General features: G+C 73.0%; 19 protein-coding genes. 16 read left to right on the top strand and 3 right to left on the bottom strand.

What is annotated here, in order from left to right:
• Nucleotides 1-52: 52 nt before the first annotated feature.
• Nucleotides 53-919, bottom strand: a complete 867-nt coding sequence (locus tag ACO229_RS09425) for a prephenate dehydrogenase (RefSeq protein WP_423464683.1) — start codon at nucleotides 917-919, stop codon at nucleotides 53-55.
• Between the two features lie 148 nt (nucleotides 920-1,067).
• Here ACO229_RS09425 and ACO229_RS09420 point away from each other — a divergent pair, with 148 nt between their 5' ends.
• The 14 genes from ACO229_RS09420 to aroB all read left to right on the top strand — a co-directional run bounded on the left by ACO229_RS09420 (nucleotide 1,068) and on the right by aroB (nucleotide 16,818).
• Nucleotides 1,068-2,285: an AI-2E family transporter gene (locus tag ACO229_RS09420; protein WP_397418314.1), complete on the top strand. Its 1,218-nt coding sequence runs from the start codon at nucleotides 1,068-1,070 to the stop codon at nucleotides 2,283-2,285.
• Complete coding sequence (locus tag ACO229_RS09415) at nucleotides 2,272-3,474, top strand: AI-2E family transporter (RefSeq protein ID WP_423464682.1); 1,203 nt, start codon at nucleotides 2,272-2,274, stop codon at nucleotides 3,472-3,474. The genes ACO229_RS09420 and ACO229_RS09415 overlap by 14 nt, the downstream gene beginning before the upstream one ends.
• 12 nt (nucleotides 3,475-3,486) lie before the next feature.
• Nucleotides 3,487-4,881 (top strand): replication-associated recombination protein A, encoded by a 1,395-nt coding sequence (locus ACO229_RS09410; RefSeq protein ID WP_423465284.1) that lies wholly within the window; start codon nucleotides 3,487-3,489, stop codon nucleotides 4,879-4,881.
• Nucleotides 4,882-5,111: 230 nt separating this feature from the next.
• On the top strand, nucleotides 5,112-5,738 hold the full coding sequence (rpsD, locus tag ACO229_RS09405; protein ID WP_119145706.1) for a 30S ribosomal protein S4: 627 nt from the start codon (nucleotides 5,112-5,114) through the stop codon (nucleotides 5,736-5,738).
• 187 nt (nucleotides 5,739-5,925) lie between these two features.
• Nucleotides 5,926-6,342, top strand: coding sequence for a DUF948 domain-containing protein (locus tag ACO229_RS09400; RefSeq protein WP_397418310.1), 417 nt, complete (start codon nucleotides 5,926-5,928; stop codon nucleotides 6,340-6,342).
• Complete coding sequence (locus tag ACO229_RS09395; protein WP_397418308.1) at nucleotides 6,339-6,593, top strand: hypothetical protein; 255 nt, start codon at nucleotides 6,339-6,341, stop codon at nucleotides 6,591-6,593. Before ACO229_RS09400 ends, ACO229_RS09395 begins: the two co-directional genes overlap by 4 nt.
• A 215-nt stretch (nucleotides 6,594-6,808) precedes the next feature.
• On the top strand, nucleotides 6,809-9,502 hold the full coding sequence (gene alaS, locus ACO229_RS09390; RefSeq protein WP_423464681.1) for an alanine--tRNA ligase: 2,694 nt from the start codon (nucleotides 6,809-6,811) through the stop codon (nucleotides 9,500-9,502).
• Complete coding sequence (gene ruvX / locus ACO229_RS09385) at nucleotides 9,502-10,086, top strand: Holliday junction resolvase RuvX (protein ID WP_423464680.1); 585 nt, start codon at nucleotides 9,502-9,504, stop codon at nucleotides 10,084-10,086. Before alaS ends, ruvX begins: the two co-directional genes overlap by 1 nt.
• A gap of 152 nt (nucleotides 10,087-10,238) precedes the next feature.
• Nucleotides 10,239-11,255 carry an endolytic transglycosylase MltG gene (mltG, locus tag ACO229_RS09380; protein ID WP_423464679.1) on the top strand — a complete coding sequence of 339 codons (1,017 nt, stop codon included), beginning with the start codon at nucleotides 10,239-10,241 and terminating at the stop codon, nucleotides 11,253-11,255.
• A gap of 198 nt (nucleotides 11,256-11,453) precedes the next feature.
• On the top strand, nucleotides 11,454-12,623 hold the full coding sequence (locus tag ACO229_RS09375) for an endolytic transglycosylase MltG (protein ID WP_423464677.1): 1,170 nt from the start codon (nucleotides 11,454-11,456) through the stop codon (nucleotides 12,621-12,623).
• Complete coding sequence (locus tag ACO229_RS09370) at nucleotides 12,623-13,525, top strand: shikimate dehydrogenase (RefSeq protein ID WP_423464676.1); 903 nt, start codon at nucleotides 12,623-12,625, stop codon at nucleotides 13,523-13,525. Before ACO229_RS09375 ends, ACO229_RS09370 begins: the two co-directional genes overlap by 1 nt.
• 301 nt (nucleotides 13,526-13,826) lie before the next feature.
• Nucleotides 13,827-15,056 (top strand): chorismate synthase, encoded by a 1,230-nt coding sequence (aroC, locus tag ACO229_RS09365; protein WP_397418296.1) that lies wholly within the window; start codon nucleotides 13,827-13,829, stop codon nucleotides 15,054-15,056.
• A 32-nt stretch (nucleotides 15,057-15,088) separates the two neighbouring features.
• On the top strand, nucleotides 15,089-15,664 hold the full coding sequence (locus ACO229_RS09360; RefSeq protein WP_397430356.1) for a shikimate kinase: 576 nt from the start codon (nucleotides 15,089-15,091) through the stop codon (nucleotides 15,662-15,664).
• Entirely contained in the window at nucleotides 15,661-16,818 is a 1,158-nt protein-coding gene (aroB, locus tag ACO229_RS09355) for a 3-dehydroquinate synthase (RefSeq protein ID WP_397418294.1), read from the top strand. The genes ACO229_RS09360 and aroB overlap by 4 nt, the downstream gene beginning before the upstream one ends.
• A gap of 9 nt (nucleotides 16,819-16,827) precedes the next feature.
• Here aroB and ACO229_RS09350 read toward each other — a convergent pair whose 3' ends face one another.
• Complete coding sequence (locus tag ACO229_RS09350) at nucleotides 16,828-17,601, bottom strand: glycerophosphodiester phosphodiesterase family protein (RefSeq protein WP_423464675.1); 774 nt, start codon at nucleotides 17,599-17,601, stop codon at nucleotides 16,828-16,830.
• A gap of 10 nt (nucleotides 17,602-17,611) precedes the next feature.
• Nucleotides 17,612-18,583 (bottom strand): alpha/beta hydrolase, encoded by a 972-nt coding sequence (locus tag ACO229_RS09345; RefSeq protein ID WP_423464673.1) that lies wholly within the window; start codon nucleotides 18,581-18,583, stop codon nucleotides 17,612-17,614.
• 106 nt (nucleotides 18,584-18,689) lie between these two features.
• Between ACO229_RS09345 and ACO229_RS09340 the strand changes: the two genes are divergently transcribed.
• Together ACO229_RS09340 and ACO229_RS09335 are read left to right on the top strand one after the other, a co-directional pair.
• On the top strand, nucleotides 18,690-20,063 hold the full coding sequence (locus tag ACO229_RS09340) for an alpha-hydroxy-acid oxidizing protein (protein WP_423464672.1): 1,374 nt from the start codon (nucleotides 18,690-18,692) through the stop codon (nucleotides 20,061-20,063).
• 109 nt (nucleotides 20,064-20,172) lie between these two features.
• A complete protein-coding gene (locus ACO229_RS09335) occupies nucleotides 20,173-21,624 on the top strand; it encodes an MFS transporter (protein ID WP_423464671.1) in 1,452 nt (483 codons plus the stop codon).
• Nucleotides 21,625-21,639: the final 15 nt, after the last annotated feature.

Raw genomic sequence — 21,639 nt, 5'->3', positions numbered from 1 at the left:
ACGCCCGCTCCGCTCGTCGCGGGGGCATCGGTGGTGCCGGGGACGGATCAGGTCAGGGCTGCTCGAAGAGCGACCTCCAGCGCTGCGCGGCGTCGGTCAGGAGGGCGCGCAGCGCGGCCTCGTCGCCGTCGGCCACCTGGTCGGCGACCACCTCGACCGCGCGGGCGTACTCGCGCAGGGTGCTCGCGACGTAACCGGAGTTGGTCACCAGCACGTCGACCCACATGTCGAGGCTCTCGGTCGCCTTGCGCGTGCTCTCGCGGAAGCCGCCGGCCGGGAGCCGCGTCAGGAGCGGGTCCGGGTCGTCGGCGGCCAGGGCGAGCAGCGGCACCGGGAGCATGCGGGGCAGGTGGCTCACGACGGCGACCAGGCGGTCGTGCCGCTCCGGGTCCAGCACCTCGACCCGTGCGCCGATGCGCTCCAGCAGACCGGTGCACCAGTGCAGCGCGGCCGGGTCGGTACGCGGCGTCGGGGTCAGGAGGAACACACGACCGTCGTAGACCACGGCGTCGGGCTCGGTGACGCCCGCGGTGGCCGGACCCGTCATCGGGTGGCCCCCGAGCGGGATCACGCCCTCGGGCAGGAGCTGGTCCATGGCGGCCGTCACCGCGTGCTTGGTGGAGCCGATGTCCAGGACGACGGTCCCCGGCCGCAGCACCTCGCCGAGCTCGGTGAGGTAGATGATGATCCGCTGCACGGGCGTGCACAGCACCAGGAGGTCCGCGTCGGCGGCGAGGGCGGCGGCGCTGGCGGCCACCTCGTCGACGAGGCCGGCGTCCAGGGCGCGCCCGGCGGCGTCCGGCTCGCTGTCGTACCCGACCACGCGCTCGAAGTCCCCGGTGCGGCGCAGCGCCGCCGCGAGCGACGCGCCCATGAACCCGAGGCCGACCACGCCGGCCGTCTTGTTGCCTTGCGTCACGGGGGTGCTCCTCGTGGTCGTCGTGGGTGCGCGATGGGGGTGCGGCTGCGACGAGTGTGGCGGTGACCGGGGGAGTTGTCGAGCGAACCGGCGTACCGCTAACGTCCGCCTGGACAATTCGCCCAAAAACAAAATCAGGAGCAAGGCGATGACGGCTGACGCGCCGACGGTAGCGCCGACGACTGCGGCCCAGCCGCCGACCACCCCGCAGGTCACGGCCCCGGGCTCCGCCACCCCGGCCCACACGGCGGTGCGGCCGTCCACGTTCGGTACCCCGTGGCTGCGCTCCACGGGCGACCTGGCCTGGCGGCTGGTGGGCGTGCTGGTCGCGGTGGCGGCCGTCTTCTACGTGATCAGCCTCGTGCAGGTCGTCTTCGTCGCCCTGTTCCTCGCGCTCGTGTTCACCACCGTGCTGCTGCCGCTCGGCGACTTCTACGACCGCGCCATGCCCCGCGGGCTGGCCATGGCGGCGTCGCTGCTGACCGCCGTGCTCGCCGTCGGCGCGCTCGTGACCTACGTGGTCACCTCCGTCACCAGCCGGTGGGAGGAGCTCGCCACCGAGTTCGGCACCGGCCTGACCGACCTCGCCGGGCTCGTCTCCGGCGTCCCCGTCCTGGCGGGCCTGGGCGGCCCCGACCAGTGGCTGGCCGACGGCGGCGCCTGGCTCCAGGCCAACGCCGGCGACTACGCGGGCACCGCCGCCGAGAGCGCCGGGACCATCGGCGAGGGCGCGACCGCCGTCGTGCTCGCCATCTTCTGCACCGTCTTCTTCCTGACCCAGGGCGGGGCCATGTGGCGCTGGGCGCTCGGCTTCGTGCCCGCCGAGCGGCACGACCGCTGGGAGGCCGCCGCGCTCGCCGGCTGGAACGCGTTCTCCGGCTTCACCCGCGGCATGTTCTTCGTCGCCCTTGCCGACGGCGTCATCGCCGGCATCTTCCTGTCCGTCGTCGGCGTGCCGCTGGCGCTGCCGCTGTCGGTCGTCGTGTTCCTCGGCGCCTTCGTGCCGATGATCGGCCCGGTCGCCGCCATCGTCGTCAGCGTGCTCGTCGCGCTGGCTGCCAAGGGCCCCGTGCTCGCGCTCGTGGTGCTCATCGGCATGGTCGTCGTCGCGCAGATCGACGCGAACGTGCTCCAGCCGCTGATCACCGGCAAGCAGGTGTCGCTGCACCCCGTCGTGATGGCTCTCGTCGTGGCCGCCGGGTCGGTCCTGGGCGGGCTGCTCGGTGCCGTCGTCGCCGTCCCGCTCACCGGCGTGGCCTGGGCGGTGTTCAGCACGCTCCGCGCGACCGCACCGGCGGCACCGGCGGCACCGGGCGAGGCCGCCGGGGCGGCACAGGGCGCGCCGTCCGCGGATGAGGCAGACTGACTCGGTGCCCGACCCTGCACCACGAACCGACGTCGCGCACCACGCGTCGCCGTACGACTCCGCACCGCCGCCCTGGCTGCGCACCGCCGCCGGGTGGTCGTGGCGCCTGATCCTGGTCGTCGCCGGGGTCGCCCTGGTGTTCTGGGCGGTCACGCAGGTGCTCATCGTCTTCGTGGCAGTGTTCCTGGCGCTGGTCTTCACCGCGGTGCTCAACCCGCTCACCGACCTCTACTCCCGGGTCATGCCTCGTGCCCTGGCGACCGCCGGCGCGATCCTGTCCGGCATCCTGGTCATCGGCGGGCTCCTGACCTACGTGGTCGTGTCGGTCGCAGGCCAGTGGGAACGGCTCGCGGGGGAGTTCAACACCGGCATCGACCAGATCGTCGACCTGATCGAGAACAACCCCTTCCCGGTCAACGTCGAGGTGGACACCCGCGACCAGTGGATCGACGACGCCGCCAACTGGATCCAGGAGAACTCCCAGACCCTCGTGAGCCGCGCCGCCGAGAGCGCCGGCTCGATCGTCGAGGGGGTCGCGGTGCTCGTGCTCGCGATCTTCTGCACCGTCTTCTTCCTGGCCTCGGGCGGCGCCATGTGGCGCTGGTTCGTCTCCCAGGTCCCCGCCCGCACCCGCACCCGGTGGCGCGACGCCGCGGGCGTCGGCTGGTACACCTTCTCCGGCTACACCCGCGGCACCGTGCTCGTGGCCATCAGCAACGGCATCCTCGCCGGCATCTTCCTGTCGATCCTCGGCGTGCCGCTCGCGGCACCCCTGGCCGTGCTCGTGTTCATCGGCACCTTCATCCCGCTGGTCGGCGCGCCGCTGGCAATGATCATCGCCGCCGTCGTGGCGCTCGCGGCGGACGGGCTGCTGACCGCGCTCATCGTCACGCTCGGCATCGCCGGGATCGGACAGCTCGAAGGGCACGTGCTGCAGCCGCTCATCATGGGCAAGCAGGTGTCCCTGCACCCCGTGGTGGTCGCCCTCGGCGTCACGAGCGGCACGGTCGTGGGCGGCATCCTCGGTGCGATCGTCGCCGTCCCGCTCATCGCGGTGGCCTGGGCGGTGTTCAGCACGCTGCGCAAGCCGCCGGACCCGATGCTCCCGGCGGACGAGGACGGCGCCGGCCCGGTGCAGGACGCCCCGCCCGGCGACCCCGAGGCACGGGATGTCGGTGGTCCTCCGTAGGCTGAGGGCATGGTGGATCTGTTCGACGCCGCGACGACCGACACCGCGGGCACCCCCGCGCCCCGGGCGTCGTCGCCCCTTGCCGTGCGGATGCGCCCGGCCTCGATCGACGAGATAGCCGGACAGGGGCACCTGCTGGAGCCGGGGTCGCCCCTGCGCAGGCTCATCGAACCCGGGGGGAACGGGCGCACGGCCCCGTCCTCGGTGATCCTCTGGGGGCCGCCCGGCACGGGCAAGACCACGCTGGCCTACCTCGTGGCCACCGTCTCGGGCCGCCGCTTCGTGGAGCTCAGCGCCGTCACCGCCGGCGTCAAGGACGTACGCCAGGTGGTCGAGGACGCGCGGCGCCGGCTGGCGACGGGCGGCGACGAGACGGTGCTGTTCGTCGACGAGGTGCACCGCTTCTCCAAGTCGCAGCAGGACGCGCTGCTGCCCAGCGTCGAGAACCGCTGGGTCACCCTCGTGGCGGCCACCACCGAGAACCCGAGCTTCTCCGTCAACTCGCCGCTGCTGTCCCGCTCCCTGCTGCTCACGCTCAAGCCGCTGGAGACCGAGCACGTCCGCGCGCTCGTCCGCCGCGCCGTGACCGACGAGCGCGGCCTGGGCGGGTCGGTCGAGCTCGACGATGAGGCCACCGAGCACCTCCTGCGCCTGGCCGGCGGCGACGCCCGCAAGGCGCTCACGATCCTGGAGGCGGCCGCCGGCGCCGTCCTGTCCGACGGCCCGGCGGACGGGGGCGCGCCCGGCGAGGGTGACGTCCCGCGCGTCGGCCTGGCCGACGTCGAGCGCGCCGTCGACGTGGCCGCCGTCCGCTACGACCGGGCCGGCGACCAGCACTACGACGTCATCTCGGCCTTCATCAAGTCCATCCGCGGCTCGGACGTCGACGCCGCGCTGCACTACCTGGCCCGGATGGTCGCCGCAGGGGAGGACCCGCGGTTCATCGCCCGGCGCCTGGTCATCTCCGCCGCGGAGGACATCGGCATGGCCGACCCCTCCGCGCTGCAGACGGCGGTCGCCGCGGCCCAGGCCGTGCAGCTCATCGGCATGCCCGAGGGGCGCATCGTGCTCGCCGAGGCCGTGGTGCACCTGGCCACGGCGCCCAAGTCGAACGCCGCCTACCTCGGGGTCGACGCGGCGCTCGCGGACGTGCGCGCGGGCAAGGTGGGCACCGTGCCGCAGCACCTGCGCGACGCGCACTACGCCGGTGCCAAGAAGATGGGCCACGGCGAGGGCTACCGGTACGCCCACGACTGGCCGCACGGCGTGGCCCCGCAGCAGTACCTGCCGGACGTGCTGGCGGGCTCGCGTTACTACGACCCGAGCGACCGCGGCTACGAGCGGCAGGTGTCGGAGCGCCTCGAGCGGATCCGGGGGATCCTGGGCAGCGAAGACGAGCGGCGGTGACGACACCCTCGGGACCGGCTCGGGGCACGGTGACGGGGCGCACGGCGGGCACAGGCGCTGACGTGCGGTAAGATTCTCGGGTTGCCCATGGCAGCCCCTGGGACCTCGGCCCCGTGATCGTGGCGTTCGCCGCGCTCCATCGGCTGGTCCCGCACCCGGTGCGGTTCCCCTGCGGGGGAGACCCGTGTCCGGGTGTGACCTCTTTCGTAACTCAAGGACAGGAAGACACAGTGACTTCTGTGACCCGTTCGCGCCGCCAGGTGCGACTGAGCCGCAAGCTGGGCCTCGCGCTCACGCCCAAGGCTGTCAAGCACTTCGAGAAGCGCCCCTACCCGCCGGGTGAGCACGGCCGTGCTCGTCGCCGCACCGAGTCGGACTACGCGGTGCGTCTGCGCGAGAAGCAGCGTCTGCGTGCGCAGTACATGCTCCGCGAGAAGCAGCTCCTCAAGGTGTACGAGAACGCCCGCAAGCAGGCCGGCCTGACCGGTGAGGTCATGGTCGAGGACCTGGAGACGCGTCTCGACTCGCTCGTGCTGCGCGCCGGTTTCGGCCGCACCATCCTGCAGGCCCGCCAGCACGTGACGCACCGTCACATCCTGGTGGACGGCAAGATCGTGGACCGCCCCTCGTTCCGCGTGAAGCCGGGCCAGACCATCCAGGTCAAGCCGAAGAGCCAGACCACGGTGCCGTTCCAGGTCGCCGCCGCCGGTGCCCACCGCGACGTGCTGCCGGCTCTGCCGGGCTACCTGGACGTGCAGCTCGAGAAGCTGTCGGCCACGCTGACCCGCCAGCCGAAGCGCGCCGAGGTCCCCGTGACCTGCGACGTGCAGATGGTCGTCGAGTACTACGCTCGCTGATCTCACCAGCACTTCCGGACGGCCCCGTCCGCGCCACGGCGCGGACGGGGCCGTCTGCTTTTCCGTGGCCGGCACGCCGGGCTCAGGGGTGACGGGCGCGGGTGGGCGGGAGCGGGATAGGGTGATCGTCGACCCCCGGCAGACACCTGTGCCGGACATCTGCGGACCTTCAGGCAGGAGCTTGCGCATGACCCTCGGCGACCTCGGAGACGTGGCGGGACTGATCGCGGCGATCGCGTTCGTGCTCCTCGTGGGCTTCCTCGCCGTCCCGTTGTGGAAGCTGGGCAAGCTGCTGGACGAGGCGCGGGTGAGCGTCCGGGACGTCACGGAGCACTCGGTGCCGATCCTCGACGAGGCGGCGACCACCGTCGCGTCGGCCAACACCCAGCTCGTCCGCGTCGACACGATCACCACGTCGGCCGCCAACGTCAGCGAGAACGTGTCCGCGCTGACCGGCCTCTACGCGGCGACCCTGGGCAAGCCGCTGGTGAAGGTCGCCGCGTTCTCCTACGGCGTGCGCCAGGCGTTCGGCCGGGCCCGGGACCGGTCCGGGCGGCACACCGACGCGGGGCGGCCCGACGACGCGACCGGGGCGCGGGCATGATCCGCCGGCTGTTCTGGGTGGGCGTCGGCGTGGCGGTCACGGTGGTCGTCATCCGCAAGGGCCGCCAGGTCGTCGAGCGGTACACGCCCGCATCCGTCAGCGAGCGCGCCGCGGCCGCGGTGGACGACGCCGGCGCCCGCGTGACCACGATGGCCCGCACGTTCCGCTCGGAGTTCACCGCCGCCCGTGCCGAGCGGGAGGCCGAGCTGATGGCGTCCCTGCGGGGCGAGCTGCCGGACCAGGCCCGGTAACGGGCACGACAGGCCCCACAGGGCTGCGTGGCCAGGCATAACGACTCCACCAGCCGTGTTGTCCACAGGGCACGTCTTTCAGTTTCCGTCTGCCCCCCTCGCGGCGGCAGAATAGGAGTCACGCCCGGGCACCCCTGGTGACCGGGGCGCGCGGCAGCACACGCCGCGGCAGCACACCCCTCTCCGCACGACCGAGAAGAAGGACCACTGACCTCATGCGCACCGCCGAGATCCGCAAGCGTTGGCTCGACTACTTCGAAGCTCAGGGTCACGCGGTGGTGCCGTCGGCGTCGTTGATCTCCCCGGACCCGTCGACGCTGTTCACCATCGCGGGCATGGTGCCGTTCATCCCGTACATGACGGCCCAGCAGACCCCGCCGTGGACCCGCGCCACCAGCGTGCAGAAGTGCGTGCGCACCCTGGACATCGACGACGTGGGCAAGACGACGCGGCACGGCACGTTCTTCCAGATGAACGGCAACTTCTCGTTCGGCGACTACTTCAAGGCCGACGCCATCCGGTACGCCTGGGACTTCCTGACGGGCTCCCTGGAGGACGGCAAGCTGGGGATCGACCCCGACAAGCTGTGGGTCACCGTCTACCACGAGGACGACGAGGCCCGGCAGCTCTGGAAGGACATCGTCGGTCTGCCCGACGAGCGCATCCAGGGCCTCGGCAAGAAGGACAACTACTGGTCCACCGGCCAGCCCGGCCCGGCCGGTCCCTGCTCGGAGATCTTCTACGACCGGGGCGCCGCCTACGGCCCGGACGGCGGCCCGCTGGTCGACGAGGGCGGCGACCGCTTCGTCGAGATCTGGAACCTGGTGTTCATGCAGTACGCCATCGACGACGTGAAGTCCAAGGAGGACTTCCGCATCGTCGGTGAGCTCGCCAAGAAGAACATCGACACGGGCATGGGCCTGGAGCGTGTTGCCTTCCTGCTGCAGGGCAAGGACAACATGTACGAGATCGACGAGGTCTTCCCCGTCATCGAGGCCGCCGAGAAGCTGTCCGGCAAGAAGTACGGCGAGAACCACGACGACGACGTGCGGATGCGGGTCGTGGCCGACCACGTCCGCTCGGCCTTGATGATCATCGGCGACGGCGTGCGACCCTCCAACGAGGGCCGCGGCTACGTGCTGCGTCGCCTGCTGCGCCGTTCCGTGCGCGCCATGCGCCTGCTGGGCGTGGACGGCGTCGCCCTGCCGTCGCTGCTGCCGGTGTCGAAGGACGCCATGGCTCCCTCCTACCCCGAGCTTCAGCAGAACTTCGAGCAGATCTCGGCCGTCGCCTACGCCGAGGAGGAGGCCTTCCGGCGCACGCTCGCCTCGGGCACCACCATCCTCGACAGCGCCGTGGCCGGCCTGAAGAAGCAGGGCGGCGACAACCTGGTCCTGCCCGGCGAGGCCGCCTTCCAGCTGCACGACACCTACGGGTTCCCGATCGACCTGACCCTGGAGATGGCCGCCGAGCAGGGCGTCCAGGTGGACGAGAAGGCCTTCCGCTCGCTCATGCAGGAGCAGCGCACCCGCGCCCGCGCCGACGCGCTGGCCAAGCGCACCGGCGGCGCTGACGTCGCCGCCTACGAGGCCCTGGAGAAGGAGCTCACCGCTCCCGTCGAGTTCCTCGGTTACACGCAGACCGACGCCACCGTGCGCGTCGTCGGCCTGCTCAGCGGTGGCGTCCCCGCCCCCGCCGTCACCGCCCCGGCCGAGATCGAGGTGGTCCTGGACCGCACGCCGTTCTACGCCGAGGCCGGTGGCCAGCTCGCCGACCACGGCACGATCGTGCTCGACAGCGGCGCCACCATCGAGGTGGACGACGTGCAGCGGCCCATCAAGGGCCTGAACGTGCACCGCGGCCGGCTGATCGAGGGCACGGCCGCCCTGGGCGACCCGGGTACGGCGCAGATCGACACGGCCCGCCGCAAGGCCATCAGCCGGGCCCACTCGGCCACGCACATGATCCACAAGGCGCTGCACGAGCTTGTGGGCCCGGACCGTACGCAGGCCGGCTCGGAGAACGCCCCGAGCCGCATCCGGTTCGACTTCCGCTCGCCGACCGCCGTCTCGGCCTCCGCCCTGACGGAGATCGAGGAGCGCGTCAACGTGCGCCTCGCCGACAACCTCGAGGTCACCGACGAGCTCATGCCGATCGCCAAGGCCCGCGAGGCCGGTGCGATGGCGCTGTTCGGCGAGAAGTACGGCGACGTCGTGCGCGTGGTCTCGATCGGTGGGGACTGGTCTCGCGAGCTGTGCGCCGGCACGCACGTCAAGCAGACCGGTCAGCTCGGCCGGGTCACCCTGCTGGGCGAGTCGTCCATCGGCTCCGGCGTCCGTCGCGTGGACGCCCTGGTGGGTGACGGCGCCTACGGCTTCCAGGCCAAGGAGCACGCCCTGGTGGGTCAGCTCAGCGGCCTGCTGAACACGCGCCCCGAGGACCTGCACGAGCGGGTCGGCTCGCTCGTGACGCGACTCAAGGAAGCCGAGAAGGAGCTTGCTGCGCTGCGTCAGGGCCAGCTCCTGGCCGTGGCCGGCAAGCTCGCCGCCGAGGCACCGCGCGTGGGCGACGTCCGCGTCGTCACGCACGACGCCGGCGAGGCCCAGGCCGACGACCTCCGTGCCCTCGTGCTCGACGTGCGCGGCCGCCTCGGCGAGGCCGAGCCCGTCGTCGCCGCCGTCGGTGGTGTGTCGGGTGGCCGCCCGGTCGTGGTGGTCGTGACCAACGCCGCCGCCCGTGCGGCCGGTTACAAGGCAGGCGACCTGGTGCGCACCGCCGCCCAGACGCTGGGTGGCGGTGGCGGCGGCAAGCCGGACATGGCCCAGGGCGGCGGCACCGACCCGGCCAAGCTCGGTGAGGCCCTGGCCGGTATCGCCGAGGGCGTCCGTCTGGTCGCCGTCGGCGCCTGATGAGCGAGCAGGCAGGCTCCGAGCCCGGGCTCCCGCGCGGGGCCCGGCTCGGGGTCGACGTCGGCATGGCCCGGATCGGGCTGGCCGCCAGCGACCCCGACGGTCTGGTCGCCACCCCCGTGGAGACCGTGCCGCGGGTGCTGGCGGCACCCGGCAACGGGAGCGGCAAGGGCGGCGGCAAGACACCGCGGAGCGCCGTGGGCACCACGGCGGACGTCGAGCGCATCGTGGCCGAGGCCGCCGAGCGCTTCGCAGCCGTGGTGTACGTGGGTCTGCCCCGGCACCTGTCCGGCAAGGAGGGCGCCGCGACGGCTGACGCCCGCGCCTTCGCGAAGCGCCTGGTCACAGCCCTGGAGGCCGCGCACGAGCAGGCCGAGGTGCGTCTCGTGGACGAGCGGATGACCACGGTCTCCGCCCACCAGGCGCTCAGCGCGGCGGGCCGGAAAACCAAGCGGCACAGGTCCGTGATTGATCAGGCCGCAGCCGTTATCATTCTGCAATCCGCACTTGACGCGGAGCGGGCGAAGGGGGAGCGCGCCGGCGAGCTCGTCGAGGTGCGGACCGTGCACGACACGCACGACTGACCCGAGCACCCCCGACGAAGGACAGTGAGCCTGAGGTGACGGACCTCTTCACGGCGCCCCCGCCGAGCCAGGCAGACCCCGCGTTCCCTGAACCGCGATCCGGCCGGCGTGCGCAGCGTCGGCGCAAGCGACGGCGGGGACGTTCCGTCCTCGTGCTCCTCGTGGCCCTCGTGCTGGTGGGCGGGTCCGGCTACGCGGTGTGGACCAACCTCGACTCCTTGACGGGGCTGACCAGCCCGCTCGCATCGAAGGACTTTCCGGGACCCGGCGGCGACCAGGTGGACGTCGAGATCCCCCAGGGCGCCACGGGTCAGGCGATGGGTGAGGCCCTGTACGAGGCCGGAGTGGTCGCGAGCGTGTCGGCCTTCTCGACGGCGTTCGAGGCCAACCCGGACTCGGTGCTGATCCGGCCGGGCACGCGGACGATGCTCGAGGAGATGTCGGCCGAGGACGCCGTGGCCCTCCTGGTCAAGAACGAGCTGGTGGACCTGCAGGTCACCATCCCCGAGGGGTACACGGTGGAGCAGGTCGTGGAGCGGGCCGTGCAGGTCACCGGGCTTCCGGCGGAGGACTTCGAGGCCGCGCTGGCCGACCCGGAGAAGATCGGGCTGCCGAAGCAGGCCAAGGGCAAGGCCGAGGGCTGGCTGTACCCGGACGCGTACATGGCCAAGCCGGACGCCACGGCCGCCGGGCTGCTGTCGCAGATGGTGGGCCGGACCGTGCGGATGCTCCAGGAGAAGAACGTCGACCGCAGCGACTGGCAGACGGTGCTGACGAAGGCGTCGCTGGTGGAGCGCGAGGGTCTGCACGCCGAGGACAAGCCGAAGATCGCGCGGGCGATCGAGAACCGGCTCGCGGACGACATGGCGCTCCAGATCGACGCCTCGGTCGCGTACGGGGCGGGCAAGCCTGGCACCGAGCTGACCCGTGCCGACACGAACAACGCGAAGAACCGGTACAACACCTACCAGCACACGGGGCTGCCGCCCGGGCCCATCGCCAACCCCGGTGAGGTCGCGGTGGACGCCGTGCTGAACCCGGCCCCCGGCGACTGGAAGTTCTGGGTCACGGTCAACCTCGACACCGGCGAGACCAAGTTCGCCGAGGGCTTCGACGAGCACCAGCAGTACGTCGCCGAGCTGCGGGAGTGGGAGAAGGCCAACCAGTGACGTCGCAGGTCCGCCGGCATTCCGGGCGGACCGCGCGGGCGAATCCCGGGAGTTGGCCGGGAATGGTCCGCTCGGGGTAGCGTTCGCGGCACCCGGGCTGTGATGTGATCGTGACATCTTGTTGGCGTGTCATGGACCCCGATGGTGACCAGGCGCGGATCAACGAGTGATTCGCGCAGCACAGAGGACGGAGCGAGCGTGACCGAGGCCCTTCCCGGAGTGAGCTATGAGGGGCCACCGCGGCACGCCAGCGGCCAGCGTGGACGGCGCACCGAGCGTGACACCCGTCCGGGGGGCCGCGCGAGCCGGCGGGACCGGCGCCCGAAGCGGTCGCGCCGCCCGCTGATCATCGCCGTGGTCGCGGTGCTCGTGGTGCTCGGTGCCCTCGGCGCGTGGACCGTGAAGAACGACGGCTACCTCTTCGGCGTCCGCACGCCCCTGGCCGCCGCGGACTACGAGGGCACCGGCGGCGAACCGGTCGAGGTGGAGGTGCCCGAGGGGGCCAACGGGTACTCGATCGCGGCCGAGCTCGTCGAGCAGGACGTCGTGGCCAGCTCGGAGGCCTTCGTCCGGGCGTTCAACGCGAACCCGGACGCCGCGGCGATCCAGCCCGGCACGCACGAGCTGAAGCTGCACATGAGCGCGGAGTCCGCCGTCGCGCTGCTGGCGACGAACGCGGTGGTCCGGGGCGGCCTGACGGTCGTCGAGGGGCACACCGTGGCGCAGATCCGGGAGACGATGGTCGAGGCGGGCTGGCCCGAGCAGGACGTCAGGGCGGCACTGGACGACCCCCAGGCGCTGGGTCTGCCGGCCGAGGCCGGCGGGCACCTGGAGGGCTGGCTCGCGGCCAGCACCTACGACGCCAAGCCGGGTAGCGTGCCCGCCGCGGACGTGCTCAAGCAGATGGTGGCGCTCACCGTGAGTGAGCTCAAGGAGCTCGACGTGCCGCCTGCGCAGTGGAACGACGTGATCATCAAGGCGTCGCTGGTGGAGCGCGAGGCGCCCGACGAGTACCGCGGCCAGGTCGCCCGCGTGATCGAGAACCGGCTCGCGGCGAACGAGCCGCTCGGCCTGGACGCCATCGACTCCTACGGGCGCAAGAAGCCGTCCCACCTGATCACCACCGAGGAGTTCCAGGACGAGTCGTTCCCGTACGCCTCGCGCGTGGTCCCGGGGCTGCCGCCGACGGCGATCGGTGCGCCGAGCAGGGCGTCGGTGGAAGCGGTGCTCCATCCGCCTGCCGGCCCGTGGCGCTGGTACGTCACCGTGAACCTGGACTCGCAGGAGACGAAGTTCACCGACGACTACGACGAGTTCCTGGAGTTCCGCGAGGAGTACCAGGCCTGGGCCGCGGAGAACGGGTACTGATGACGGACGACCTGACGACCTCCGCCGGCGGGCGCCGCGCCGCCGTGCTCGGTCATCCCGTGGCGCACTCGCTGTCCCCGGTGCTGCACACCGCGGCCTACCGTGCGCTCGGCCTGGACGGCTGGGCGTACGGCCTCCACGACGTCACCGAGGAGGACCTGGCGGGCTTCCTCGACGGACTCGACCAGGGCTGGGCCGGGCTGAGCCTGACCATGCCGCTCAAGCAGGTCGTGATCCCGCTGCTCGACCACGTGGAGCCGCTCGCGCAGGCCGTGGGCGCGGTCAACACGGTGCTCTTCTCGACCGTCCGCGGCACGGTGACCCGGACGGGCACCAACACGGACGTGCACGGCATCGTGGCGGCGCTGCGCGAGGGCCTCGGCGCGCGCCACGTGGCGGACGCCGTCGTCCTGGGCGGGGGAGCGACGGCCGCCTCCGCCGTCGCGGCGCTGGCCGAGCTCGGCTGCGCCGCGCCGCAGGTGTTCGTGCGTTCCCTGGACCGGATCGGCCCGCTGCGCGAGGCCGTGGCCCGCATGGGCGTGGCGCCGTCGTTCGAGGTGTTCGACGACAAGACGACGACGTCCGCCCTGGCCGCCGCGGACGCCGTCGTCTCCACGACGCCGAAGTACGCGGCCGACACGTGGGCGCCCCTGCTCGCCGACCACGTCTCCGGCGCGGCGTCGGGCACGTCCGCCGGCGGCCCCCGCGGTGTGCTGCTGGACGTGGTCTACGACCCGCGGCCCACCGTGCTCCAGACCGCGTGGACGGCGCTCGGCGCACCTGCGGTCGGGGGCGAGCGGATGCTGCTGCACCAGGCGGCCGAGCAGGTGCGCCTCATGACGGGCCGTCCGGCGCCGTTGGCAGCCATGGACGAGGCGCTCCGGGCGGCCCTCTCGCACTGACGGGTCCGTGCCGGCGTCTCGCCGATGCCCACGGCCACGGCCAGGGCCACGGCCACGAGCGCTGGCAACCGGCGAGGCGAGGGCGTCGGGCATGATGTCCGGGGCGGGAGGCAGGCCGGCCGAGCTCAGTGGGCCCGCCCAGCCGTGTCACGCACCGTAGACGTTGTCTACTCTCCGTGACGCAGTTGCGCGGGCACCCTTTCCCCCGCGGCGACACGCCGGTGCCCGATCACGCCGGCCTCGGTGTGTCGCCCACCGGACCGGGGCGCCGGGTCCGTCATGCGCGTGAAACAATCCGACCATGCTGCGTTGGTTGACATCGGGTGAGTCGCACGGTCCGGCCCTGGTCGGGGTGATGGAGGGTCTGCCCGCGGGCGTGGAGCTGACCACGTCGGACATCCAGGGCGCCCTCGCGCGCCGCCGTCTCGGCTACGGCCGCGGTGCCCGGATGAAGTTCGAGCAGGACCAGGTGCGGGTGCTCGGCGGCCTGCGCCATGGGCTCACGCAGGGTGGTCCGCTCGCCATCGAGATCGCCAACACCGAGTGGCCCAAGTGGACCGACGTCATGTCGGCCGACCCGGTGCCCGCCGAGGCGCTCCTGGTCGACGCCGGCACCGGCGACGAGCGCGAGGTGGCCCGCAACCGCCCGCTGACCCGGCCGCGACCCGGGCACGCCGACCTGGTCGGCATGCGCAAGTACGGCTTCGAGGACGCGCGTCCGGTGCTGGAGCGCGCCTCCGCCCGCGAGACCGCGGCCCGGGTGGCGCTCGGCGTGGCCGCCGCGAAGTTCCTGGAGCAGGCGCTCGGCATCCGGCTCGTGTCGCACGTGGTCGCCATCGGCGAGGCCGAGGTGCCCGACGACGCCGCACTGCCGACCCCGGACGACGTCGCCGCGCTCGACGCCGACCCGGTGCGCTGCCTCGACGCGGCGTCCTCGAAGCTCATGGTCGAGGAGATCGACCTGGCGAAGAAGGACGGCGACACGCTCGGCGGCGTCGTCGAGGTGCTGGCCTACGGTGTGCCGTCGGGCCTCGGCACGTACGTGCAGGGCGACCGCCGTCTCGACGCGAAGCTGGCGGCCGCGCTCATGGGCATCCAGGCGATCAAGGGCGTCGAGGTCGGTGACGGCTTCCGCACCGCCCGCCGGCGGGGGAGCGCCGCCCACGACGAGATCGTGCGCGGTACGGCACCGGACGGGCAGCCGGGCATCCAGCGCACCACCAACCGCGCGGGCGGCATCGAGGGCGGCATGTCCAACGGCGAGATCGTCCGGGTGCGCGCCGCGATGAAACCCATCTCGACCGTGCCGCGCGCCCTGCCGACCGTCGACACCGCCACCGGCGAGCCCGTCACCGCCCACCACCAGCGGTCCGACGTGTGCGCGGTGCCGCCGGCCGCCGTCGTCGCCGAGGCCATGGTCGCGCTCACCCTGGCCGAGGCCGCCGTCGAGAAGTTCGGCGGCGACTCCGTGGCCGAGGTGCGCCGCAACCTCGACTCGTACGTGGCGGCCATCCCGGAGCTGCTGCGGTGAGCGGCGCGACCGGCACCAGGCCCGTCGTCGTCATGATCGGGCCGCCCGGTTCGGGCAAGTCGAAGGTGGGGCGCATCCTCGCGGCCGGCCTCGGCCTGACCGTGCGCGACACGGACGCCGACATCGAGGCCGGTGCGGGCAAGCCCGTCAGCGAGATCTTCGTCGACGACGGCGAACCCCGCTTCCGCGAGCTGGAGCGGGACGCCGTCCTGACCGCCCTCGCGGAGCACGACGGCGTGCTGTCCCTGGGCGGCGGCGCCGTGATGAACCCCGTGACCCAGGAGGCGCTGGTGGCGTACGCGGCCCAGGGTGGCCACGTCGTGTTCCTGGACGTGCCGCTGGCGATCGCCGCGCAACGCGTCGGCATGAACCAGGCCCGTCCGCTGCTGCTGGGCAACCCGCGCGCGCAGTGGCAGAAGCTGATGACCGAGCGGCGGCCCACCTACGAGCGCCTCGCGACCCTGACGATCGTGTCGAGCGAGCGGCCCGGCGAGCACGTGGCGCGCGAGATCGTCGAGGCGCTGGGCCTGGACCTCGTCGGCGGGGAGCTGACCGACCCGAAGCACGGTCAGACCGAGAGCAAGAGCACCGAGGAGAGCACCGCGTGAGCACCGACAGCGCTCCCGTACGGGTCACCGTGCAGGGAGACGCACCCTACGACGTCGTCATCGGACACCACCTGCTGGGCGAGCTGCCGGCACTGGTCGGCAAGGCCGCGAAGGTCATGGTGATCCACCCGGCCGCGCTGTCCGCGACGGCCGACGCGATCTCGGAGGACCTCAAGGCCTCCGGCTACGAGGCGTTCGTGGCGGAGGTCCCGGACGCGGAGTCGGCCAAGACACCGCAGGTCGCGGCCTTCCTCTGGGGTCTGCTCGGGCAGCTCGACTTCACGCGGTCGGACGCGATCGTGGGCGTCGGCGGCGGCGCCACGACGGACCTGGCCGGCTTCGTGGCGGCCACGTGGCTGCGCGGGATCCGGGTGGTGCAGGTGCCGACCACGCTGCTCGCGATGGTCGACGCCGCCGTGGGCGGCAAGACCGGCATCAACACCTCCGAGGGCAAGAACCTCGTGGGCGCGTTCCACCCGCCGGCCGGCGTGCTGTGCGACCTGGCGGCGCTCGGCTCCCTCGACAAGTGGGACCTCGTCGCGGGCCTGGCCGAGGTGGTCAAGACGGGCTTCATCGCGGACCCGGCGATCCTGGACCTGGTCGAGGCGCACGTCGACGAGCTGCGGAACTGGGCCGGCGCGGACGCCACCGAGGAGACCTGGGCCGTCGTGGCCGAGCTCGTGGAGCGCTCCGTCCGGGTCAAGGCCCGGGTGGTGGGCGAGGACCTCAAGGAGGCCGGCCTGCGCGAGATCCTGAACTACGGGCACACCCTGGGCCACGCCATCGAGCTCGCGGAGCGCTACCAGTGGCGGCACGGCGCGGCGGTCAGCGTGGGCATGGTCTTCGCGGCCGAGCTCGCCCGCATGGCCGGCAAGCTGCCCGACGACGTCGCCGACCGGCACCGGTCGATCCTGTCCGCGCTCGGGCTCCCGGTGCACTACCGCGGCGACCGGTGGGACCAGCTCCTGTCGGCCATGCGCCGTGACAAGAAGGCGCGCGGTGACCTGCTGCGCTTCGTCGTCCTGGACGACGTCGCCAAGCCGGTGCGCCTGGAGGGACCGGACCCGACGCTGCTGGCGGCCGCCTACGCGGAGGTCGCCAAGGAACCCCCGACGAAGGGCCCGGGCACCCCGGTCACCCTGACCCTGGGCTGACGCCCGCGGTCAGTCCCACAGCCCCCGGCTCACCAGCAGGTCCTTGAGCAGGTCGGCCCGGTCCGTGACGAGGCCGTCCACGCCCTCGTCGAGGAGGCGGACCATCTCGGCGGTCTCGTTCACGGTCCAGACGTGGACCTTCTTGCCGAGCGCGTGCGCCACCTCGATCGAGGCGGCGTCGACGACCGTCACCCGGCCCTCGCTGACGGGCACCTGGAGCGCGTCGACCTGGCGCAGGGCACGGCGCGCCAGCGGCCGGGCGCGGAGCCGGACGCCGGTGAGGAACGTCGCGATCTCCCTGCGGCCGGCCGACGTCGCCACGGGCCGGGACAGCTTGGCCAGCGTGGCGCGCCGTCGGGCCGGGTCGAAGGAGGTGACGCACACGCGGTCCCAGGACGCCGTGCGCTCCACGGCGCGAGCCACGGGCCCGACGCCGGAGGCGTGCTTGACGTCGATGTTGACCCGCAGGCTGGGCCAGCCACCCAGCACGTCCTCCAGCAGGGGTACGGGTTCGACGCCGCCGATGCGCGCCTCGCTCACCTCCGACCACGGCAGCTCGGCGACCAGTCCGGTGCCGTCGGTGGTGCGGTCCAGGGACTCGTCGTGCAGGGCCACGGCGACGCCGTCGACGGTGCCGTGGGCGTCCGTCTCTACGTAGCGGTAGCCCAGGTCGACGGCGGCGCCGAAGGCGGCCAGCGAGTTCTCCAGGCCCTCGGTCCCGGCCGAGGCGTGCGCGAACCCGCGGTGGGCGAGGGCCTGGAACGGCCCCTCGAAGTAGGTCACTTGCTGCACCTCACGTGTCGGTCCTTCGGCTCTGCGCCCATTGGAGCATGCCGTCGAGGTAGGCCTCGCGCGGACCGCGTGCCGAGAGCGTGAGGTCGTGCACGCCGCCGGGGACCACGAGCTCGGTGACGTCCTCGCCCAGGCACGGCAGGAGGGCCGCCATCTGCTCGACGTCGAGCACGGTGTCCTGGGCGTCGAGCAGGGGGTTGTCGAGCGAGTCCGGACCCGAGGAGTCGGAACGCGCCAGCAGCACCGGGCACGCGATCTCCAGGCCGGCCGCGACCCGCGCCTGTCCCCGCCGGACCGCGACGAACCAGCCGACCCGCCCGGGTACGCCCTCGGGCCGCTTGAGCGTGGTGTCGAACTCCCAGCGTCCCCCGTTGGCGGCCAGGAGGTGCTCCGCGTAGCGCGACGGGCCGTCGCTGATGACCGCGGTCGCCGCCAGACGACCCACGGTGTCCAGGAACCGGGTGCCCACCGTGCGCTGCCAGTACGGGGCGCGCAGGTCCAGGAACGGCGAGTCCAGCACCAGCAGGTCGGGTCCGGCGTCGGCGCCTGCGGCGTTGCGGTGCGCGTGCGCCCACAGGGCCGCGGTGAGCCCGCCGGTGGAGTGGGCGTGCACGACGAGCGGCAGTCCCGGCTCCAGCCCGCGCACGGTCCGCGCGGCGGTGGCGATGTCGGTCGCCTGCTCGCGCAGGTCCGTCACGAAGTGCGGGATCTGGCCGGGCCGCAGCGACCGGCCCGCCGCCCGCAGGTCGACGGCGTAGAAGGCGTACCCCGCGGCGGCGAACACCCGCGCAAGGTGCTCCTGGAAGAAGTAGTCGTTGTAGCCGTGCACATGGATGACGGCGGCGCGCGGTACCGGCAGGTCGGGCGGGTGGGGGTAGCGGACCAGGGTGGCCGGCCCGAGCGGGGCCTCCTGGAACGGTTCGCCGAGCAGGTGGTCGGTACGCCAGTCGAGCGTGTCGGGTGAACCAGGCACGTGCGGATCGTATGCCGCCGACGGCTGCCGGAGCGGGTCGCGACGCGCGGGTCAGCGACGAGTCGCCGCCGGGAGAGGCGGCGAACGCCGTGGCAAGATGTCCAACATGCCCAGAAATGGTGAGACCAACGTCGGTCGCACGGTGCAGTCCGCGATCTATCGGGACGGCATCTACGGCCGCCGCCCCGTGGTGCCCACCCACCCCGACGCCCTCGCCTCCGCCGCACGCCGCCGGATGACCCGCACCGGCTGGGCCTACGTCTCCGGTGGCGCCGGCGCGCAGCGCACCGTCGAGGCCAACCGCGAGGCCTTCGGCCGGTACCGCACCGTGCCGCGCCAGATGGTCGACGTCGGCGGGCGCTCCCTGGCCACCACCCTCCTCGGCCGCGACCTGCCCGCACCCGTGCTGTTCGGGCCCGTCGGCGCGCTGGAGCTCGCCGTCCAGCACCAGCGCGGCCGCGGAGGACGGGCCGCAGCACCGCGCAACGCGGAACCCGCCCTCGCCGCCGCTGCCCGGGACCTGGGCCTGCCCGTCGTCATCTCGTCCCAGGCGTCCACCCCGATGGAGCACACCGCCGCCCTCCTGGGTGACAGCCCGCGCTGGTTCCAGCTCTACTGGTCGTCCGACGACACCGTGGTCGAGTCCTTCGTCGCCCGCGCCGAGGCCAGCGGCTGCGAGGCGATCGTCGTCACCCTCGACACCCATGTGCTCGGCTGGCGCACCCTCGACCTCGACCTCGGCTACCTCCCGTTCGCCCGCGCGGAAGGGATCGCGCAGTACCTCAGCGACCCCGCGTTCCGGCGTCTCGTCGAGGCCCGGGTCGCCGGGACCAGGCCGCCCGGCGTCGCGCCGGCGGGCGCCGCCCAGGACCCGGGCCGCCGGCTGCCCACCCCCTCCGCCGTCCGCTCCCTGCTGTCCATGGCCCGCCACCACCCCGGCCCCACCGGGCGCAACCTCACCCAGCCCTACCCGCGTGCCGCCGTCGAGACCTTCCTCGACGTCTTCTCCCGCTCCACCCTCACCTGGACCGACCTCGCCTGGCTGCGCGCACGCACCACCCTGCCCGTCCTCGTCAAGGGCATCCAGCACCCCGACGACGCCCGCGCCGCCCTCGACCACGGCGCCGACGGCGTCATCGTGTCCAACCACGGCGGCCGGCAGATCGACAACGCCGTCGCCTCGCTCGACATGCTCGCCCCCGTGGTCGACGCCGTCCGCGCCCACCAGGCACCCGGCAGCACCCCGGCCCCCGTCCTGTTCGACTCCGGCGTGCGCACCGGCGCCGACGTCTTCACCGCGCTGGCCCTCGGCGCCGACGCGGTGCTCCTCGGCCGACCCTGGGTCTACGGCCTCGCGCTCGCCGGGGCCGACGGCGTCCGCGCCGTCGCCGAGCACGTCCTCGCCGAGCTCGACCTGACGATGGCGCTCGCGGGAGTGTCGGCCGTCGACCAGATCGGGCGGCACAACCTCGCGCTCTGACCCTCTGACCCGGCCGGACGCCCGGCCGCAGCCCAGGTCCGGGCCGGTCGGTATGAGATCGTGACCGGCCCAGCACCCGCCATTCACGCCGGCCGGGCAGACTGCCGCCATGACCGACGCCCCTCAGCGACCAGACAGCCCGGCCTCCGGCCCGGGCGCCGCCGACGTCCCGCTCCCGGCGACCGGCCTGGAGCTGCGGGAGGGGACGCGGATCCCGCGGCGGCAGGTGTTCTCCTGGGCGCTGTGGGACTGGGGTACCCAGCCGTTCAACACGGTGATCCTCACGTTCGTCTTCACGGCGCTGTACCTGACCACCGACTCGTTCCTGGACCCCGCCGTCGCGGCGCTGGGGGAGGACGACCCGGCCTACCAGCGCGGGCTGGCCGAGCTCACGAGCGGGCTGGGCACGTGGAACGCGCTGGCGGGGGTGGCGATCTTCGTCCTGGCACCGGTGCTGGGGCAGCGTGCCGACGCGACCGGCCGCCGCAAGGCCTGGCTCGCGGGCGCCACCGCCGGGATGGTGCTGTGCATGCTGGCGCTGTGGTTCGTCGAGGAGGACCCGGCCTACTTCGTGCTGGGCGCGGCCCTGATCGGCCTCGGCAGCGTGCTCAGCGAGATCGGCGGCGTGAACTACAACGCCATGCTGGTCTCGGTCGCCACGCCGCGCACGGTCGGCAAGGTGTCGGGGCTCGGCTGGGGCCTCGGCTACGTGGGCGGCATCCTCATGCTGGTGCTGGTCGTGGTCGCCAACGGCGCCGACTGGTGGGGCATGCCCACCGACAACGGGCTCGCCTTCCGCCTGATCGCCGTGGCCTGCGCGCTGTGGGCGCTGGCGTTCGCCTGGCCCGTCTTCGCCTTCGTGCCGGAGCGGCTGCCGACCGCGGGCCGGGAGAAGGTCGGCTTCTTCGCCAGCTACGCGGTGCTGTACCGCGACATCAAGGGGCTGTGGCACACCGCCCGGCAGACGTTCTGGTTCCTGCTGGCCAGCGCCGTGTTCCGGGACGGGCTCAGCGGCGTCTTCGCCTTCGGCGCCATCATCGGAAGCGTCAGCTTCGGCTTCTCGGCCGACGAGGTGATCGTGTTCGGCATCGCGGCCAACCTCGTGGCCGGGGTGAGCACGGTGCTCGTGGGCCGGGCCGACGACCGGTTCGGGGCCCGCTCGGTGATCCTGACCACGCTCGGCGTGATCGTCGCCGCGGGCCTGGCCGTCGTGTTCCTGCGCGACCTCGGCCCCGTCGTCTACTGGGTGGGCGGTCTGATCCTGTCCGCGTGCGTCGGGCCCGCGCAGGCGGCGTCCCGCTCCTACCTGGCCCGCGTGACGCCCGCCGGGCGGGAGTCGGAGATCTTCGGCCTGTACGCCACCACGGGCCGGGCCACCTCGTGGATGTCGAGCACGCTGTGGAGCATCGCCATCGCCCTGACGGGCGCGACGATCTGGGGCACGCTCGGGATCATCGCGGTGGTGCTCGCCGGGCTCGTGCTCATGTGGTTCGTCAAGGAGGCGCCGGTCCCGGGCGTCTCGAGCACCGGCACTTCCGGGGCGGTCGGGCAGGGGGCCTGAGCGGCGGGCGCCCGG

The sequence above is a fragment of the Promicromonospora sp. MS192 genome (assembly GCF_049532985.1).
In the GTDB taxonomy this organism is placed as follows: Bacteria; Actinomycetota; Actinomycetes; order Actinomycetales; family Cellulomonadaceae; genus Promicromonospora.
The sequence above is the reverse complement of the archived record's forward strand: the minus strand, read 5'-3'. Positions and strand labels throughout refer to the sequence as shown.

Excerpts from the sequence above, each read along its gene's own strand:
- ACO229_RS09420 (WP_397418314.1), top strand. The coding sequence starts at position 1,068 with ATGACGGCTGACGCGCCGACGGTAGCGCCGACGACTGCGGCCCAGCCG.
- ACO229_RS09415 (WP_423464682.1), top strand. The coding sequence starts at position 2,272 with ATGAGGCAGACTGACTCGGTGCCCGACCCTGCACCACGAACCGACGTC.
- ACO229_RS09400 (WP_397418310.1), top strand. The coding sequence starts at position 5,926 with ATGACCCTCGGCGACCTCGGAGACGTGGCGGGACTGATCGCGGCGATC.
- ACO229_RS09395 (WP_397418308.1), top strand. The coding sequence starts at position 6,339 with ATGATCCGCCGGCTGTTCTGGGTGGGCGTCGGCGTGGCGGTCACGGTG.
- alaS (WP_423464681.1), top strand. The coding sequence starts at position 6,809 with ATGCGCACCGCCGAGATCCGCAAGCGTTGGCTCGACTACTTCGAAGCT.
- ruvX (WP_423464680.1), top strand. The coding sequence starts at position 9,502 with ATGAGCGAGCAGGCAGGCTCCGAGCCCGGGCTCCCGCGCGGGGCCCGG.
- ACO229_RS09370 (WP_423464676.1), top strand. The coding sequence starts at position 12,623 with ATGACGGACGACCTGACGACCTCCGCCGGCGGGCGCCGCGCCGCCGTG.
- aroC (WP_397418296.1), top strand. The coding sequence starts at position 13,827 with ATGCTGCGTTGGTTGACATCGGGTGAGTCGCACGGTCCGGCCCTGGTC.
- ACO229_RS09360 (WP_397430356.1), top strand. The coding sequence starts at position 15,089 with ATGATCGGGCCGCCCGGTTCGGGCAAGTCGAAGGTGGGGCGCATCCTC.
- ACO229_RS09340 (WP_423464672.1), top strand. The coding sequence starts at position 18,690 with ATGCCCAGAAATGGTGAGACCAACGTCGGTCGCACGGTGCAGTCCGCG.
- ACO229_RS09335 (WP_423464671.1), top strand. The coding sequence starts at position 20,173 with ATGACCGACGCCCCTCAGCGACCAGACAGCCCGGCCTCCGGCCCGGGC.